A 17,269-nucleotide genomic window follows, 5' to 3' on the forward strand; every position below is an offset into this window, starting at 1 on the left:
GCAGATCTGCACATTCCTTCGGACGTGCTTTTGAGGAAATCTTGCAACGGAACAGAGCCGCCAAGATTTCCAGGGAGATGCGACCGGAATGAAGAAGCCATCATCGAAGATCAGGGAAGAAATCGCCAGATTGCAGGATCAGCTGAGACAAGCCGAAACACGCGAGGCCGAGCGCATCGGCCGGATCGCGCTGAAGGCCGGTCTCGGTGAGATCGAGATCGAGGAGACCGAACTACAGGCGGCGTTCGAGGAGATTGCAGGGCGGTTTCGCGGAGGTAAGGCCGCTTCAACCGGAAGGAAAAATGCCGGGGATGGTCGAACCGGCGGTGAACCGGCGGCGACGATCGCGTCTGGCGCGCCTGCGGGCAGGCCTGGTGAGGCTTGAACGGATGGCCCGCACGATGACGAATGACGCGCGAAAGAAAGACACGCGCGAAAAAATTGAGCTCGGTGGCCTGATCGTCAAGGCAGGACTGCGCTATGAGAAGCGGGCACTGCTACTCGGCCTGCTGATCGATGCCAGTCGTCGCCTCAAGGGCAACGATGCGGAGCAATCGCGCCTCACGGCGATAGGCGCGGAGGCGTTCGCTCATGACGGCGAGTAAACTGTTCCTCGCCGTCATCCCGGCCACGACGATGATCGTCGTAGTGGTCCTAATGCCGGGGGTCGAACACTGGCTGGCCGCGCTCAGTAAGACCGCGCACTCGAAGCTGATGCTCGGGCGGATCGGCCTCGCGCTGCCCTATGCCACCGCGGCTGCAATCGGCACGATCTTTCTGTTCGCGGCAAATGGCGCAGCGGGTATCAAGGCTGCAGGATGGGGCGTCGTCAGCGGAAATGGAGGGGCAATCCTCATCGCTCTCCTGCGCGAGGGGGTTCGCCTGGCCGGGATCGCTGGCGACATCCCGAAAGGTCAATCCGTGCTCGGATATGCCGACCCCGCAACGATGCTTGGCGCATCAACAATGTTTGTCGCCGGCGTCTTCGCACTACGCGTCGCGATGAAGGGAAATGCCGCCTTTGCCAAAGCCGCACCGCGGCGGATTGGGGGAAAGCGAGCGGTGCATGGCGAGGCCGACTGGATGAAAGTGCAGGAGGCCGCAAAACTTTTCCCCGATCCCGGCGGCATCGTCGTCGGCGAACGGTATCGTGTCGATCGCGACAGCGTTGCGGCGGTTTCGTTCCGCGCCGACGATCCATCGACCTGGGGCGCGGGGGGCAAGAGCCCGCTCCTATGCTTCGATGGCTCGTTCGGCTCCTCGCATGGCATCGTTTTTGCGGGCTCTGGCGGTTTCAAGACGACGTCGGTGACGGTCCCGACCGCGCTCAAGTGGGGCGGCGGCATCGTCGTCCTCGATCCATCGAGCGAGGTCGCGCCGATGGTATCGGAGCATCGCCGCAAAGCTGGCCGGAAGGTGATCATTCTCGATCCCTCATCGTCAGGCGTCGGCTTCAATGCGCTCGACTGGATCGGTCGACATGGCAGCACGAAAGAAGAGGACATCGTCGCCGTAGCGACCTGGATCATGACCGACAATGCGCGATCGGCCTCGGCGCGCGACGACTTCTTCCGCGCATCGGCCATGCAACTTCTGACGGCCCTCATCGCCGACGTCTGCCTGTCCGGTCACACGGACGAGGAAGACCAGACGCTGCGCCGTGTGCGTAAGAACCTTTCGGAGCCTGAACCACAGCTACGGGCGCGCCTGACAAAAATCTACGAACAGTCGGAATCGGACTTCGTGAAGGAGAACGTCTCGGTCTTCGTCAACATGACACCGGAGACCTTTTCTGGCGTCTACGCCAATGCGGTGAAAGAAACCCACTGGCTGTCCTATCCGAACTATGCCGCACTCGTCTCAGGCGACAGTTTCTCGACTGACGATCTCGCCGATGGCGGAACCGACATCTTCATTGCGCTCGATCTGAAGGTACTCGAAGCCCATCCGGGACTGGCACGTGTGGTTATCGGATCGCTGCTCAATGCCATCTACAATCGAAATGGCGATGTGAAAGGTCGCGCGCTCTTCCTGCTCGACGAAGTCGCAAGGCTCGGCTATCTGCGCATCCTCGAAACAGCCCGCGACGCCGGGCGCAAATACGGCATCACGCTGACGATGATCTTCCAGTCCATCGGCCAGATGCGCGAGGCCTATGGCGGGCGGGACGCAACGAGCAAGTGGTTCGAATCCGCGTCGTGGATTTCGTTTGCCGCGATCAACGATCCCGATACGGCCGACTATATCTCGAAACGCTGCGGCGACACCACGGTGGAGGTCGACCAGACAAACCGCTCTTCAGGAATGAAGGGATCGTCGCGCTCACGTTCCCGGCAGCTCAGCCGCCGGCCGCTGATCCTGCCGCATGAGGTGCTGCGCATGCGGGCCGACGAGCAGATCGTATTCACATCAGGCAATCCGCCGCTCAGATGCGGACGGGCCATCTGGTTCCGACGCAAGGAAATGAGCGCGTCCGTCGGGGAAAACCGGTTTCACAAGCAAATGATAGAACGGGCGAAGAGCTATAAGGCCGCTCTGACGACAGATACTGAGGGGACATGAAAGTGAGACTTTTTACGGCAATTGCCAGCCTATCTGCCTTAGCCATTGGCTTCCTCGCATCTGGTGCCTCCGCCCAGCCAAGCAGCGCGAGCGAAGCCTTCTCTATCTGCGGAAGCGGGCAACGGATCACTTGCGTGGTGGATGGTGATACGTTCTGGTTTCGAGGTCAAAAGATCCGGATCGCCGACATCGACACGCCGGAGCTCAGCCCGCCGCGATGTGAGCGCGAACGCGAGCGAGGGCTTGCGGCCAAACAGCGTCTGCTCGACATCCTAAATTCCGGTCCGCTCTCGTTCAAGACGACCGCGAGGGATGAAGATCGCTTCGGTCGCAAGCTCAGAATCGTCTATCGGGAGCGACGATCGGTCGGCGATATTCTCGTCGCCGAAGGCTTGGCTCGGAAGTGGGAAGGATCGCGCCGGAGCTGGTGCGAATGATCCGGGCGCCGGCGGATCACTGTCGTGAATCGATTATGCCCGATCGATTCAAAACTGTCATTGGACGGCAGATTCCGAACGCGCGATTCTGCCGTCATGATCACGCAGCCCTACCACCTCTATGTCGAGCGTATCGCGCCGGAAAAGAACATGGCGCGGTTCTACGCGCTTGCTGTTCAGCCGACATTGTTCGGCGAGGTGTCGCTTGTGCGTGCCTGGGGTCGGATTGGAACGCGCGGACAGCAGATGGTGCATCTGTTCGACAATGAGAGCCAGGCCATCAACCTGTTCCTCGCCGTCCTTTGCGAGAAGCGCAAACGGGGTTATCGGCCAAAAGGACCTGTGGACATCGAGCGGATCTGATCCTCGCCCCCATCGTCACCGATGACAATCCGGTCAGAAGCTGACACGGATTTTATCTTTGACAACAGATGCGAGGAATTTCCATGACCACCACCAATGAAATCGCCGACAAGATTGCAGCCGACAACGGCCTGACGAAGGTCCAGGCCAAGGGCATCGTTGAAGCCGTGTTCCAGGCGATCGCCGATGCCGCAGGCTCCGACGCTGAAACCTCGATCCCCGGCTTCGGAAAATTTAAGGTGAAGGCATCGCCTGAGCGTGAGGGTCGCAATCCCGCGACCGGAGAGAAGATGACGGTTGCCGCTTCGAAGAAGCTGACCTTCGCGCCTGCCAAGGCGCTCAAGGATGCACTGAACAAGTGATCCTGATAGTGGAGAGCCCCGCCTTGCGGCGGGGCATCCGGTATCAGTCCCGGTTCGACCGGGACCAGATGAGGGAGAGGCCTTCTTCGCCTTCGACCTCGATCAGCGTTGCGTAGATCGGGGCCGGGAAGCTCGGGTCGTCGAGCTTGACCGAGAGATAGTCGCGGCCTTCGTTCGAGGTCTTCTTCCAGGCTGCGCCGAATTCCGTGGCTCCCGCGAGGATGCGGTAGTCAGGGCCTTTCTCGGAAGTGCGTTCGACGGTGCGGATGGTTGCCTTGACGTTGAGGTTGAGGGTCTTGATGGTGCCGGAGAAGCCGTTGCTGGAAGCGGTGAAAGAGCCGATGGTTGCCATTGTCGTAATCCTTTTCGGTTGTTCGGGCCGCGTCCATCGCGGCCTCGATGGCAGTCGATAGGACCAGGGACGATCGGCCTGCACCTGAAAGGCCGAAACGGAGTGGAGGACGGCCAGGGAGAGGCTTTCTTGGCTCGCGAGGAATGGGCGCTTCAGCGCGCAGGGGAAGAAAACGAGCCGGCCGTTGCGGATGCCGATCGAGCCGAAAGCAGTGAGGCGGTCTTTGGTCAGACATGCCCCATCGAGACCGCAGTGGACGTGCCAGCTAGCAGATAAAGGGGTACGGCAATGGCAACCATCTGGGCGGAATACGTTGCAACAGGTTCATAACGAGGCCAGCAAATAGCGCGGCAATTGTGGACTGAAACAACGCTTTCATTGTCGCAATCAAATCGACTCGGAAACCGAAGCAGGGCATTTGAAAGTGGGCGATGCTGGAAACCAGCCGGGTCGATTGTCGCGGTACAGTCCTGTACGATGTCAGATCAGATGATCCTCGGTGGTGCGATATAAGATCGTCCGGGTAGATCCGGCCAAGAGGAAAAGCCCGTGGTACACAAACGACAATCTAAAAATGAGATCGCCTGGTCATCTGAAGCGGTCGTTTCTTTCTTCGGACGAAGCAATTGGCTCGACGAGTTTGTTCTTCGCCCGCTTTCCCACATCGCATCCTGCTGGGAACTTCGTCGCACGGGAACAATCGGTGTCTTCATGGAAGAGGAAGAAAGCCTGGCGGGTCTCATGAATACTCTCATCGGGGACATTTCCATGGCAACGCCGCCCGCCGACTATCATGGGCACGAGGATGCGGTCATTCGATTGCGCAATGGGCCAGAAAACAGCTCGATATATCTGGAAGGGAAAAGATGGCGTGATCGTAGGACCGGTGAGCCTCTCGGAAAATCCGCCATCGGCGGGCTGCTCGAACAGGCTGCGATTGGTTACGATGACGTTCCCGACCTGATACTTGCCGCAGCTGGCCGCGTCGCGGTCGCCCTGAAGTTTGGTCAAGCAAACTTCGACGATCTCGACGATGGCCACTCTGACATGTTGTCGGAGGTCTTGACGGTCATCCTATTTATTCGAGCGAACGCAACGTGGCTTCCGCAACAGGCAGAGCGCGAAGCGGCACTGGAAGCTGGTCTACCGACCCAGTTCTGATCGGATTGAAGCCAAAGACCGACGCACGTCAACGCGACAAAGGATTTGTTTTGGAACTGCTTCTGAACGGGATTAACGGAAACTACCTGCGCAATATTCTGCTACAAGCCGCAGAAGAGACGCACCGCGTCGATGCTGCAGTGGCCTATGCAACTGAGAATGACCTGCTTTTCGACTGGTGCTGGGAAAACAAATTACCCCTTCGATTTTGGGGGCGTTTCGATGAGCAGGTGCCCGTCAGCATTCCGATACTAGAACGTTTCTTATCCCGAAAATCCGGAAGGTATGTCTGCAAGCTCGTTCGCCAGTTTCATCCGAAGGTAATCTGGTGGAGAGGCTTCGGTGCCTACATCGGGTCCGCAAATCTCACTCAGAGCGCGTGGTGGAACAACGTCGAAGCCGGTGTATTTCTAAGTGAAACGGAGCTTGTCGACGGCGGCCACGATTTAGAGCTTGAGCAGCTTTTCGCGCAAATCGAGGCGCACGCTGCGCCTTTAACCCAAGAACTTTTCGATCTCCTGTCGGCGCGCAACAAGGAACTTACCAGGCGCAAGTTAGCACAGAAAGAAGCCGATGAAGCATTTAACGCCACAACTCTAGTTCCCCATTTTCCGGGACTGGCTCGGACGAGCACCAAATCTGCCAACGAAAAACGCCGCCAAGCCTTCCTTGACGAGTGGAACAGCACGATTCAGACCATCCGGGACATTGCGGCTAAGATTTCCGTCGACGCCAATAGGCCTTCCTGGGTGGGAGCCACTGCTCCGCTGGGCGCTCAGGCCGATCAGTTCCTGCATGCCCATTATTACCAAAACACGTTTGACGGGCGTCGGGCCGACTTTGAAAGCCATTTTACGAAAAACCGCAACGACCCCGATGCTGCCGTTGAAGCCACGATCAAGTGGTGGCGTAAACTCCCGGACAGTTCTGCTGAAAACAGGATGCTCAACAAGACGGCGCCGGCACTGCGTCGGGCGTTTTCCGAGGAGTTATTGCCCCACCTGACTGAAGATCAGTTCGTCAAGGTGCTTGGCAAAGTCCATGCAACTCGCGAATACGCGCGCCGTGCGCCCAATCGCCTAATTGGCCTCAAGGGCGGCCAGCCGTATGACATTCCTGAAAAGGTGGACGCTCTGGCAAGGCAAATCTATCGCGCTCCGACACGAGGCGGTGTTTCCGCTCTGGAGACCTTGTTGTACATCCTTTACGGCGGGCGCATCGACGATGTTCCGCAACGTCTGTGGGATGCCATAGTCGACCCGAAAAGGAAAATCGAGTTGATAGGCGTTAGCGCACTCGGCGAGATTGTCGGCTGGGCGCTTCCGGATCGGTTTCCTCCTCGCAACGGACGAACCAGCAAGGCACTGCGGTCTCTGGGCTACGACGTAACCGTCCATGTCGGGTGATCAGATTAAAGACGGTTTACCAAAAGCGTCGTGTGGATAATCATGATTTCATTCATTCGGGCACTAATTGGTCTTGTTGCTGTGTGCATGGATTTCCGGCTGCGACCGTGAGACCGGACCGGTAGTTCGGCCTCTTGTTTGCCCTTAACACGCTATCGTTCTTGCTCGCGAGACTGAGCAAGATCTGTTAGCGGCAATGAAAGCGGGGCCTTGGCCCCGCCGTAACATTTATTCGAATGCTGACATCTGGGCAGTGGCGGCTTGCCTGTCGACCGAGTTGGCAGGCTGCTCGACCGTGCGCTCGTAAGGCTTCCAAGTTTCGCCAGTGATATCCTCGTAAGCGGAGACAGCACCCTCGGCGGCCATTCGAAGTACGTGGGCCTGCAGGCCCATATCGGCTGCGAACTCGCGCTTGCGCTGGGCGCGGCTGTCGAAGCCGACCGGGCCGTCGAGGTCCTCGTCTCTGGTATCGTTGGAGAGTTTCGTGGTGAGATCGCGGGCTTCTGTGACAGCGCGGCTGTAAAATTGCCCGGCGCCGTAGGCGGAGCCGACAAAAGATCCGACGATGCGCTGCATGTGGATCTGCATGGCCTTTTCGGCAAGGCCCTCCTTGAGGGCATCGGCGCTTTCGATCAACTGGCCGCGGTGGAGATCGCGGATCCCGTCGCTGTCGATGAGGGCAAGGCCGAAGCTTTCGGAGATGCGCAGCGCCTGGCTCATGTCGGGGCAGGCGTGCCTGACCATTTCGAGGGTAGTGGCGCGCTGGGATTTTGCTGGACGGTTTTTCTGGGTGGAGCGGTTGAGCGGTGCCATGATCGGATCCTTTATGAGCGATGTTTCAGCGAAGCCCGGGGTGCCGGTTGTCGTCCGGCTCAGCCCCTCGGGTGCGGGCAAAAGGACACGGGCACCAGCGGCCCGGCCCAAGGTCAGCGCGTTGCCAGGAGGAGCGAGGATGGTTTGCGGATGGTGCTTCCCGCGTTTAAGCGGGCTGCGACAGACGCGGGCCTGCCTTGCGACGCGGCGATGATCCTGCCGCAACGCGGCGCGCCAGCGGCCTTTGACCGGGACGCGCCCATGTCAGACCGCAACAAAACCGAGGTGCTGTGCCGGCCGACGATCTGGTCCACGACAGCATGATGCAACGCCATAGCGATCCGACCATGGGAACGCCGCATCACCCACTAGGGGCACTGACAAATCTCGGGGCAAAGCACACGCCATTGCAAGCCGGTTGCCCCGTGCCCTGTCTTCCGCGCTTCGATCAACGCTCTATCGCACCCTCACCTTGGCCGGCTTTCCGCTCTCACCCGGCTCCGTTTATATGCGTGCAGTAGCCGATAGTGGGCCATGCCGTGCCTTGCATTTCCACCGCGCCTTCGTTTTTCGTGTCCGCTCTGCCCGCCGGGAGCGGCAATCCTGCTGCCGTGCCCAGATCCTGCGATAGTGCTCGATGAAATCGATCACCTGATTTTGGGGAGGGTGACAGTCGGTGAACGCCACAGTCATCGCCGTGCCGCCCAGGTCACAAAGCTGGACGGACCATCATATGGCTCGTGCTTGACCGGATCGATGACGAAGCCATGCCGGCCGATCGCGTAGGAGAAGCGTGGAACCAGGAACCGTCGTTCGCCGGTCTCGCCCCGGATCCCACCCAGCGTCGCGATGCACTCGACAAAGCCAGGCTGGTGATCGGAATTGAGGGCTGCGATGACCACCCAGTCATTGCGGTGGCGACTCTCGAATTGCTGCCGGTCCCGCATATGAGACTGGCTGCCAGTCAGTGTGATGCCCATGACGAGCTCGTAGGCATCAGGGAAATAGTCGCGAAGCGTCCGATCGGCCAACCGACGTTCATAGGTCGTGAATAGATGCGGGAAAGCATGGGCAACCTTCGCCCATTCACAATCCTCTTCGTAAAATTCGGTGTCATTACGATAGAGGGCATGGACGGTGGCATTGGCATTCTCGGCGAGATGGAAACCACCATGGCTGGCGGTCGAATGCAGAACGATACCGTCGGCATATCGCCGCGAGATCTGTGCCATGCCCCAAGGCGTCGACGCTCCTGCTTGTATCGTCGGCCGGTCCAATGTCCGTAGTTCAGTCTCATCGGCCGCTTTTTCCGCGGCCACATCATCATGGATTTCTGCCATGACAAACTCCTTCTGATTGCTGGAAACGAAAACGCCGCCGGCGTGAGCCAGCGGCGTTGGTTCAGATCCTGATGTCTGGTGCTATTCGGCAGCCTCGCGGAAACCTTCGTCCGCCTCTTCCTCGGCCGCAGAATGGTCCACAATGTCACCACCAGAGAGCTGATCTTCGAGCGTATCGGGAACGTCGTCAACATCCCCCAATCCGCTGTCGACGCTGGTGTAGCGTCCGACCCAAGATCGCACCTCCTCAGCGGATGGCGCGAGCAGCGCTGCCGGATGCACCAGCCGTCCGTCGGCAAAATGCTCGACCAGAGCCGCTCGCGTATCCTTCACCTTGATCCGACCGGGCACGCCCGCCGCTTCCGCCGCAGCCTCCAGCGCATTGCGCGACAGGCATGAGAGGAAGTCTTCGGTTGCCATATTGGGCAGGAACTCATCAGCTCCGATGGCGTCGCCGGCAATGCGGGCGATCAGGCCGCTATCGGAGCGATTGCGCCGCAGAGACAGGACTTCGATCAGCACGGAACGTGCAGCCTGCACCAGTGTTTCGCGATCGAAGGAAAGCTTGCCGTCCTCGCCAATCAGCCGTGCGGCATGCGGGCCGCATTTGGCATGACCATAGGGATTGTCCGATGCGCCGCTGGCGACCGTGACATTCGTGCCGGTAAAGGCCAGAATGAGCAGAGCCATCAGCGTGTCGTCTTCGATCGGCGCGCGGGCAAGCGCCTCGTGGAGAGCGTCGGTGCGCAAGTCGCCGATCATGTCGAGACCCTTCTGGGTCACATCGGGCCGCACTTTCGGCGCCTCGACCTCCTCGACGAGGGTTTCGACACCATCGGCGTCCTTGACCAGCTTCGGCTTCTTCACTTCGGGCATGCGATAGGAAACGGACTGCACCGAACCGTCGCGGGCATTGACGTACCAGCCGGTCAGGTCGCCCTTGCCGGGCTTGCCGTAGACCTGTTGTGCCTTGGCCGGTAGCTTGGCCTGGCCGTATTCGTTGGCCTCGATGACCGAACCGCGCTTGGGCAGATTGTTGGCAAGCCACTCCTGCTGCGCCCCGAGAAACGCCTCGACGTTTGTCGTATAACGGCTGTCCTCGTCGGCCGGTGCAAACAGATCCTCGACCCAAGTGATGCCGTAGGCTTGGGCCAGATCGTCACCGAAGCTTGCATGTTTGGCGAGCATCCGGGTCGTGGTCAGTGCGCGGGCAACCTCCCACCACGAGACCTGCGGCTCCTGCTTCTTCGGCTTGTACTTCTTCCACACTTCGGCCTGCTCGTCCTGACTGGCGGCGGCGATCGTGCGCAGCTGCTGCTCATTCGGCATATCGCCACGCGCCATCTGGTCGAGCATGGCGGGCAGGATATTGGCCAGAAGCCGCAGCTTTCTGATCTGCCGACTGGGGAGCGCCAGCGCCATGGCGATCGACTCTTCGGTCCATCCGAGAGCGACCAGTCGTTCTATGGCACGCCACTGGTCGACCGGGTTCAACGGTTCGCGCGCAATGTTTTCCGCAAAGGACTGCATGGCGCCGAGATCGTCTGAGGGATCCGCCAGCAGCAGCGGGATTTCCATGAGATCCGCGGCAATCGCCTGGGCGGCGCGACGGTGACCGAAGACGATGATGTAGCTGTTGCCGCCTTCCGGATCGGGTTTGACGATCGGTGGCTGAACCACACCGATGGCGCGGATCGATGCGCACAACAGCGCGTCGGACTGAGGTGAGGATTTCGACTGACGCGACCGGTCGGGATTGTCCTTCAGGCTGCGGGGATCGGCTGTAATCAACTGCATGGGAATACCCTTTCGGTTTGGGGCGGACGGACTGTCCTTGCCTCCTCATCTTCTTTTCGAAGACATCCTCCGAACCGCAGGACGGGACGGCGGCTGCAATTGCGCCGGAGCAGACCTGGCTTGCGCGAGAGCGAGGCACACCTGCCTTGCGAAACAAGCTGGCCCGGTCTCGGCGACCGGCGCGATTGAGGGAACCGGCAGCCGTTGGGCCGTTCTTGCGAACCAGGTTCTCTCTCCTCGTCCTGATCCTCTCTTTTCCGTTCCCTCTTCCATTTCCCGCTGATGTCACACGATTTTAAGCAATTGCTGCTGAACTCTGGCCATGACAAAGCCGCCGCGCCAAAAATCCCAGCCGCTTTTGCGGGAGACGGACGCTCCGATCCGCTCGCGGCCGCGCAAACCCCGCGATCCAGCGCAACCGCAGCTTCCCTTCGACCCGATGCCCGGTCGCATCGAGCCTTGCCTGGCGCTCTTGAAAGCAAAGCCGCCGTCGGGACCGGACTGGATCTATGAGATCAAATGGGACGGCTATCGCGTGGCGGTCCACATAGAACCGAGTTCGGTGCGGGTCATCACGCGTGGCGGTCATGACTGGACCGACAGGTTTCCCGCGATCGCCGCCGCTGCGTGCAAGCTTGGCGTGGGGACTGCGATTCTGGATGGGGAAGCTGTTGTGCTCGATGCCAAGGGCCGCTCGGACTTCGGCGCGCTGCAGCGGTCGCTCGGTGGGCGCGGAGGCAGACAAGCGTCAGACGATTCCATCCTCTACGCATTCGACCTGTTGTATTTCGACGGGCATGACCTGACGAAGATGGAGTTGTCCGGACGTCGTCATCTGCTGGAAGACCTGATCGGCGAAAGCGAAGGAGTAATCCGCGTCTCCGAGGTGCTCGAAGCGGATGGCGCGACACTTCTCGCGGCCGCGCGCGAGCACGGTCTGGAAGGCATCATCGCCAAGCACCGCGACAGTGCCTACCGCTCGGGCCGGCTTGGCGACTGGCTGAAGATCAAATGCATCCAGAGCGAAAGCTTTGTGATTGTCGGATACGAGCCATCCTCTGCAGCACGCGGTGGGATCGGCAGCCTGCTGCTCGCGGCCTACAATGGCAACGCGTTCGTCTATGTCGGTTCGGTCGGGACGGGCTTCAAAGAGAAAGACGCGATGGAACTGCGTCGGATGCTGAACACGCTGAAGACCAAGCGTGCTGTGGTTGCCGTCGATAAAAAGGGGGTCGTCTTCGTTCAACCGACATTGATTGCCGAGATCGAATACCGCGCCTGGACCGACGACGGCAAGTTGCGGCACGCCTCGTACAAGGGCCTGCGCGATATGCAGGACAATGCCGCGATCTACAAGCTCGGAGAATAGCACCCGAACGTGCCAAAAACGAAAGGGCGCTCGACCCTTTCGGGGAGCGCCCTTTCAACCCGGATAGTTTCGAACGCGCGGCAATCGCCACTGCAGGGAACTATCGAAACGGGTCATGATCAGTCGCCCGGCCCCTTTTCAAGTGATGGCGAAAATGCCGCCGTTCATGCGGCCTGCTGGCTATCCTCCTCTGGTTCATCGGCGGTTGCCGCAAGATCCCTTTCGATCTCGTCCAGTTGCCTCAGCTTGAGTTCGAGCTCGGCTTCCAACGAGAAGCTCTCTCCCAGACGCGGCGTGTAGGAGGCGAGGCGTCGCTTGGCATCGGCGAGCCGATTGCGATGGTTCTCTCGTTCCTGTTCAAACCCGCTAAGCGCGTGTTCGAGCCGGGAGATAGCACCGATCGGCGTCGTGGTGACGGCCAGGTCGATCTCGTAGTCGCCACCTGTTCGTTGAAGCAGGGTGTCATAGCGGTAACCGTCCTTGCCGAACCGTTCGCCATGGTATGCGAGATCGAAGCCGCCGATCGTGGCGATGATCACCTCGTTCTCCTGCTGAAGCTGAGCCAGCGTCAGTATCTCCTTCATCAGCGTGCGGCCGGCGAGCTTGCGCTCGTCGAACTCCGCGCTTCCGACCTGCATAGTAAAAGCTTCCCCCATGGTTGGGACTAGACGGTCGATGTCCTTGCCCACGTCCCCAATGCGGCGGCTGGAAAACTCGATATCCCGTTCGGCATCGCGGATCTGGCGCCGGATCGCATGCTGATCGTCGATATGCGCGGCCCGCAAGCGGTCGAGACGCGCGATCTCGGCCTCCAGCCCGGCCTTCTGCATCAGGCGCTCGTCGCCGGACGCGATCGCCTTGGCCATGGCGAACTGGTTTGCCTGCCCCTCGCCCAGATCCTCAAGACGCCGAACGCTGGTGTCGCCGGACAGGGCCGCCGCAATGAACCGAGCCTTGCGCTCATTGTTCTGCCACATGGTGGCATCAAGTGAACCAAGCGTCGCATAGGCAAAGACATCGACCTCGTCATGCTGGTTGCCCTGGCGGATGATGCGCCCCTCGCGCTGCTCGATCTGCGATGGCAGCCACGGCACATCGAGGTGATGTAGGGCTTTGAGTCGCGCCTGGACATTGACGCCGGTGCCCATCGTCTCGGACGAGCCGATCAGCACGCGGACCTTTCCGGCATTAAAGTCGTTGAACAGCCGCTGCTTGGCGTCCGACTTCTTGTAGTCCTGCATGAAGGCAATCTCGGATGCCGGCACACCCAATCGGACCAGTTCATCGCGGATCCAGCGATAGGCCGAAAAGCGACGGGTCGCCTCCACATTGATCGTGCCGAGATCGGAGAAGATCAGCTGGCCAGCGCCCGGCCGGTCGAACGCCTTACCGTCCTTGCGGCGATACTCGGCCTCCCCCGTTTCCTGCCAGATCCGGTGGGTGTTAGTGACAAGCGCGTTGAGCTTGTTGGCGCCCTCATTCCCCATGGCCTGATCGACCAGGCGCAGATCGATCGCGGCGTGGCGCCCGTCGGTGATGACCGAGAGCAGGATGTCGTCGCCGGGCTTGGCCGGACCGTCTCGCATCTCGATCGCCTTGATCCGCGCGTCCAGCTGTTTCTGGTAGGACTTGAAAGCGGCCGTCGGCTCAGCGGTGACGATCCGGCGCTTGCCGCCGGAGACCTCCGGCACTTTCACATAGGTTTTCAGATCGTCCGGCAGCACGACGTCGGCGAAGGAGCGGAACATGGCAATCAGTTCTGGCACATTGACGAACTGGCTGAAGCGCGTGACCGGTTTGTATTTACCCGACGGTTGCAGTTCGAGTTCGGTCGAGGTATCGCCAAAGGTCGAGGCCCAGGCATCGAACTCGTGCAGACCACGTTCCGACAAAGCCTTTGGATCCATCATCCGCTGCACGGAGAACATCTCGCCGAGCGTGTTGGTGATCGGCGTGCCCGAGGCCAGCACCAGCGCCCTGCCCGGGTTCCTCGTTTCGATAAAGCGGGATTTGACGAACAGATCCCAGGCCCGCTGCGAGCCGTTCGGATCAACACCGCGCAGCGTCGACATATTGGTGGCGAACGATAGCTTGCGGAATTCCTGCGCCTCGTCGACGATGATCTGGTCGATCCCAAGCTCGGAGATGGTGAGCAGATCGTCCTTGCGGGTGGCCAGCGCTTCGAGCCTCTCTTTGTGACCTTCCTTCATGCGCTCGATGCGCTTGCGCGACAGCCGGTCGTCACGCTCGACCTTGACCAGGAGCTCTTCGTAGAGTTCAAGCTCATCCTGGATCATCTGCGCCTCGAAGGCCGATGGCACGGATATGAATCGAAACGCCGAATGGGTGATGATGATCGCGTCCCAGTTGGCGGTCGCCGCCCGTGACAGGAAGCGGTGGCGCTTTTCCCTGACGAAGTTGGTCTCGTCGGCGACCAGGATGCGAGCATTGGGATAGAGCGCCAGAAATTCTCGCGCGACTTGCGCCAGGCAATGGCCGGGCACGACCAGCATCGCCTTGTTGATCAGGCCCAGCCGCCGTTGTTCCATAATGGACGCCGCCATCGTCAGCGTCTTGCCGGCGCCAACGGCATGAGCGAGATAAGTGCTACCTGCCGAAATAACCCGCCAGATGCCGCGCCTTTGATGACCGTACAAAGAAAAGGCGCCAGAGGCGCCGGGAAGCTGGAGATGATCACCGTCGAAGGATCGCGGCGCGATGTTGTTGAAGGTGTCATTATAGACCCGCGCTAAGCGGTCGGTGCGATCCGGATCGGACCAGATCCACGACTGAAAAGCTGACTTTATCTTGGCGAGCTTTTCCTTGGCCGCCTCCGTCTCCACCGTGTTCAGAACCCGGCGCTCGGTCTCGCCATCCCGAACCGTGTCGAAGATCTGCGGCACGGACGAGTTCAGGGCGTCGGATAGAAGCTGTCCGGCATGGCGGCGATGGGTGCCCCATTCCGTGGTGCCTGATGCCGACCATTCCAGCTGCCGGGCATTCACCGTCCAGGTCGCCAGTTCGGGCAGATGATGGATGGATATCTCGGCGTCCATGGTCTGCCGGACGAAGGCGACAACGTCATCGGCGGGAATCCACGGGGCGCCAAGGCGTGCGGTGATATCCGACGGCCGGAGATCGGCAGGCTGGACGCGCTCCAGCGCCGCAACATTGCGCGCGAATGCGGGATCAAGGTCCGCGGCCGTACGTGCGGTTACCAGCTTCGAGCGGACTGGACCGGATAGATAGGCATCAGCCATCTGCCAGGAGCCATTGGACGGATCGCGGAAGATGGCTTCGCCCAACTCCTCGATCACCCCCTCCACGTCGTGGTGCAGCAACTCGGCGATATGATCGGGATCGACATGGCCGCGTTCGTTCAAAACAACGGCGAGCGCATCTGATGCCGAGGTGATCACGGGCGCGGGCGGCGGGGCGATCACCCGTTCAGTAAAGATCGGACCGGGTTTGGCGGTGTTGGTTTCCAGATCGTAGTCCTCGATCGAGGCCACCAGCCAGCAATCGGGATCATCAAGGAAAGGCGCGATATTTGGCCGGCGATGGACCTCCTTGACCTCACCGGTTTCCGGATCCTCCGATGTCGAGACGGAGGTAAAGTTGATCGGGCCGAATTCGCGCACGAAGCTCGACCAGGCAATGCGCAGCACGACCTGCGCTTTTTGCCACGGCTCATCGCGCTCCTGCAGCTTGAGGATGAGCCGGACCGCATCACGGATCGGGATCAGCTTGCGGATGATCAGCGCGTGCTTGGCAAAGATGCCATCGGTGCTGCGGCCCTTCCTAACCTCGACCGGAGCAGCGACACCGTCCAACACCTGCAGCAGCGCCGTGGCCTTGCCTATGAAATAGCTGCCTTCGCGCACCTTGGGATCATCAGGCCGCTCGGCCGTAGCGTCGGCGACCTCTTCCTCAAGCGCGTAGTCGATTGTGGACGCCTCACCGTCGTAGATGCCGGAGGGCAGCTGGCCGATCACTGCGTTCAACCTCGTTTCGAGATCATCACCGATCGGTTGGCACGTGTATGTCTCCCCGAATGGACCTGACGTGGTCGCATGGCGGCCCAGCACCATGTCGGGATGATCGACGAACCACCTGTTGACGTGAACGCTGCCCTCCTCGCCTGCCACTGGGGCATCCGCAAGATCCAGCCAGCTGTCGTCTCCAGCCTGCTCGTCTGCCCGGCGCCTCCGGAAGAAGAGGATATCGGCGACCACATCCGTGCCGGCGTCTGCCCGGAAACTGCCCTCCGGCAGGCGGATTGCACCAACGAGATCGGCGATGCCGGCGATGTGTTCGCGAGCTCGAGCGTCGGCTTTGTCCATCGTGCCGGACGAGGTGACAAAGGCGGCAAGCCCCCCGGGCTTCAGCCGGTCGATCGCCTTGGCGATGAAATAGTCATGCAGCCTCAAGCCGAGAGACCGGAAGACCGGATCACTCTTCACCGTCCTGTCAGAAAACGGCGGGTTGCCGATCGCCAGATCGAAATGGTCGGGCAGGTCGGTGCGGGCAAAATCGCCGCAGACGATTCTGGCCCGTGGCTGCAGCAGCCGGACGATACGGGCGGTGACGGGATCAAGCTCGACGCCGGTGACATGGCTCACCTTGGAGAGAGCATCCGACATCAGCGCCGGAAACATGCCCGTGCCAACACCCGGCTCCAGGATCCGTCCGCCCTTGAATCCGATCCGGACAAGGCCCGACCAAATGGCACGAACGATAAACTCCGGCGTGAAGTGGGCATATTGCGTGCAACGGGCCAGAGACGTGTAATCACCCGGCGCAACGGCACTTTCCAGATTGGCACCGAGCTCCTCCCAGCCTTTGTGAAAGGCGTCTTCGCCCGGCCGCCTAAATATGCCGTTGGCCAGATCCGATGCGCCGAAGCCGGTGAACTTGATCAACTTGGCCTGCTGGTCGGGTCGGGCCGGTAATCCGTGACGCTCGATCTCGTTGGCCAGCAGGATGGCGGCGATATTGTCTCGCGCACGCTCGCGCCAGCTTTTTCCGAGACCGCGCGAATGCTGCAGCTGGAAATTGACCTTCGTCCGTATCTGCGGTGTGGGCTTCGGTTCTTTGCGGACCGGAGCGGCTGGCGCCGGTGTCGAGGGCTGCGGGTCGATATTTATATTGAACCCGAAGTCTGCTGCGAAACCCGGCACACCGAGATCGAAACCGGACGCGAGAGCTGTATTGCCGAACAGGTCGATGGTGAAAGGATCATCATGCGCCATTGGAAAACTCCTGTGAGAAGGCGCGCCGAGGCACACTCGCTGTGTTGGGTGCGGG

14 protein-coding genes are annotated in these 17,269 nt (G+C 60.4%); 9 read left to right on the plus strand and 5 right to left on the minus strand.

The window, feature by feature from the left end:
* The first annotated feature begins 88 nt into the window (after positions 1-88).
* The 6 genes from traC to JZX88_RS22195 all read left to right on the plus strand — a co-directional run bounded on the left by traC (position 89) and on the right by JZX88_RS22195 (position 3,724).
* Positions 89-385 (plus strand): conjugal transfer protein TraC, encoded by a 297-nt coding sequence (gene traC / locus JZX88_RS22170; RefSeq protein ID WP_206914725.1) that lies wholly within the window; start codon positions 89-91, stop codon positions 383-385.
* 4 nt (positions 386-389) lie between these two features.
* Positions 390-605 (plus strand): type IV conjugative transfer system coupling protein TraD, encoded by a 216-nt coding sequence (traD, locus tag JZX88_RS22175; RefSeq protein WP_206914726.1) that lies wholly within the window; start codon positions 390-392, stop codon positions 603-605.
* Complete coding sequence (gene traG / locus JZX88_RS22180; RefSeq protein ID WP_206914727.1) at positions 592-2,562, plus strand: Ti-type conjugative transfer system protein TraG; 1,971 nt, start codon at positions 592-594, stop codon at positions 2,560-2,562. Before traD ends, traG begins: the two co-directional genes overlap by 14 nt.
* Positions 2,559-2,999 (plus strand): thermonuclease family protein, encoded by a 441-nt coding sequence (locus JZX88_RS22185; RefSeq protein ID WP_206914728.1) that lies wholly within the window; start codon positions 2,559-2,561, stop codon positions 2,997-2,999. The genes traG and JZX88_RS22185 overlap by 4 nt, the downstream gene beginning before the upstream one ends.
* A 96-nt stretch (positions 3,000-3,095) precedes the next feature.
* Positions 3,096-3,362 (plus strand): WGR domain-containing protein, encoded by a 267-nt coding sequence (locus tag JZX88_RS22190; protein WP_206914729.1) that lies wholly within the window; start codon positions 3,096-3,098, stop codon positions 3,360-3,362.
* A gap of 83 nt (positions 3,363-3,445) precedes the next feature.
* Positions 3,446-3,724: an HU family DNA-binding protein gene (locus tag JZX88_RS22195; RefSeq protein WP_012648969.1), complete on the plus strand. Its 279-nt coding sequence runs from the start codon at positions 3,446-3,448 to the stop codon at positions 3,722-3,724.
* Positions 3,725-3,767: 43 nt separating this feature from the next.
* Here JZX88_RS22195 and JZX88_RS22200 read toward each other — a convergent pair whose 3' ends face one another.
* A complete protein-coding gene (locus tag JZX88_RS22200) occupies positions 3,768-4,076 on the minus strand; it encodes a DUF736 domain-containing protein (protein ID WP_206914730.1) in 309 nt (102 codons plus the stop codon).
* A 549-nt stretch (positions 4,077-4,625) separates the two neighbouring features.
* Between JZX88_RS22200 and JZX88_RS22205 the strand changes: the two genes are divergently transcribed.
* Complete coding sequence (locus JZX88_RS22205) at positions 4,626-5,237, plus strand: hypothetical protein (RefSeq protein WP_206914731.1); 612 nt, start codon at positions 4,626-4,628, stop codon at positions 5,235-5,237.
* A gap of 50 nt (positions 5,238-5,287) precedes the next feature.
* A complete protein-coding gene (locus tag JZX88_RS22210; protein WP_206914732.1) occupies positions 5,288-6,643 on the plus strand; it encodes a phospholipase D family protein in 1,356 nt (451 codons plus the stop codon).
* Positions 6,644-6,871: 228 nt separating this feature from the next.
* Here the strand turns inward: JZX88_RS22210 and JZX88_RS22215 are convergent, their stop codons facing one another.
* From JZX88_RS22215 to JZX88_RS22225, 3 genes are all read right to left on the minus strand, one after another.
* Positions 6,872-7,456 carry a hypothetical protein gene (locus tag JZX88_RS22215; protein ID WP_206914733.1) on the minus strand — a complete coding sequence of 195 codons (585 nt, stop codon included), beginning with the start codon at positions 7,454-7,456 and terminating at the stop codon, positions 6,872-6,874.
* Positions 7,457-8,145: 689 nt separating this feature from the next.
* A complete protein-coding gene (locus tag JZX88_RS22220; protein WP_206914734.1) occupies positions 8,146-8,796 on the minus strand; it encodes a hypothetical protein in 651 nt (216 codons plus the stop codon).
* An 81-nt stretch (positions 8,797-8,877) separates the two neighbouring features.
* The gene (locus JZX88_RS22225) at positions 8,878-10,593 is read right to left on the minus strand and encodes a ParB/RepB/Spo0J family partition protein (protein WP_206914735.1); all 1,716 of its coding nucleotides are present in this window, start codon (positions 10,591-10,593) and stop codon (positions 8,878-8,880) included.
* 322 nt (positions 10,594-10,915) lie between these two features.
* On the opposite strand from JZX88_RS22225, the gene ligD reads away from it, so the two are divergent.
* Entirely contained in the window at positions 10,916-11,962 is a 1,047-nt protein-coding gene (gene ligD / locus JZX88_RS22230) for a non-homologous end-joining DNA ligase (RefSeq protein WP_206914736.1), read from the plus strand.
* Between the two features lie 164 nt (positions 11,963-12,126).
* Here the strand turns inward: ligD and JZX88_RS22235 are convergent, their stop codons facing one another.
* Complete coding sequence (locus JZX88_RS22235) at positions 12,127-17,214, minus strand: helicase-related protein (protein ID WP_206914737.1); 5,088 nt, start codon at positions 17,212-17,214, stop codon at positions 12,127-12,129.
* Positions 17,215-17,269 lie beyond the last annotated feature (55 nt).

Source organism: Agrobacterium sp. OT33 (assembly GCF_017313365.1).
Lineage (GTDB): Bacteria > Pseudomonadota > Alphaproteobacteria > Rhizobiales > Rhizobiaceae > Agrobacterium > Agrobacterium rhizogenes_A.

Bases quoted from the DNA above. Each gene is read 5' to 3' on its own strand.
- traC (WP_206914725.1), top strand. From the start codon at position 89: ATGAAGAAGCCATCATCGAAGATCAGGGAAGAAATCGCCAGATTGCAG.
- traD (WP_206914726.1), top strand. From the start codon at position 390: ATGGCCCGCACGATGACGAATGACGCGCGAAAGAAAGACACGCGCGAA.
- traG (WP_206914727.1), top strand. From the start codon at position 592: ATGACGGCGAGTAAACTGTTCCTCGCCGTCATCCCGGCCACGACGATG.
- JZX88_RS22185 (WP_206914728.1), top strand. From the start codon at position 2,559: ATGAAAGTGAGACTTTTTACGGCAATTGCCAGCCTATCTGCCTTAGCC.
- JZX88_RS22190 (WP_206914729.1), top strand. From the start codon at position 3,096: ATGATCACGCAGCCCTACCACCTCTATGTCGAGCGTATCGCGCCGGAA.
- JZX88_RS22195 (WP_012648969.1), top strand. From the start codon at position 3,446: ATGACCACCACCAATGAAATCGCCGACAAGATTGCAGCCGACAACGGC.
- JZX88_RS22200 (WP_206914730.1), bottom strand. From the start codon at position 4,076: ATGGCAACCATCGGCTCTTTCACCGCTTCCAGCAACGGCTTCTCCGGC.
- JZX88_RS22215 (WP_206914733.1), bottom strand. From the start codon at position 7,456: ATGGCACCGCTCAACCGCTCCACCCAGAAAAACCGTCCAGCAAAATCC.
- JZX88_RS22220 (WP_206914734.1), bottom strand. From the start codon at position 8,796: ATGGCAGAAATCCATGATGATGTGGCCGCGGAAAAAGCGGCCGATGAG.
- JZX88_RS22225 (WP_206914735.1), bottom strand. From the start codon at position 10,593: ATGCAGTTGATTACAGCCGATCCCCGCAGCCTGAAGGACAATCCCGAC.
- ligD (WP_206914736.1), top strand. From the start codon at position 10,916: ATGACAAAGCCGCCGCGCCAAAAATCCCAGCCGCTTTTGCGGGAGACG.
- JZX88_RS22235 (WP_206914737.1), bottom strand. From the start codon at position 17,214: ATGGCGCATGATGATCCTTTCACCATCGACCTGTTCGGCAATACAGCT.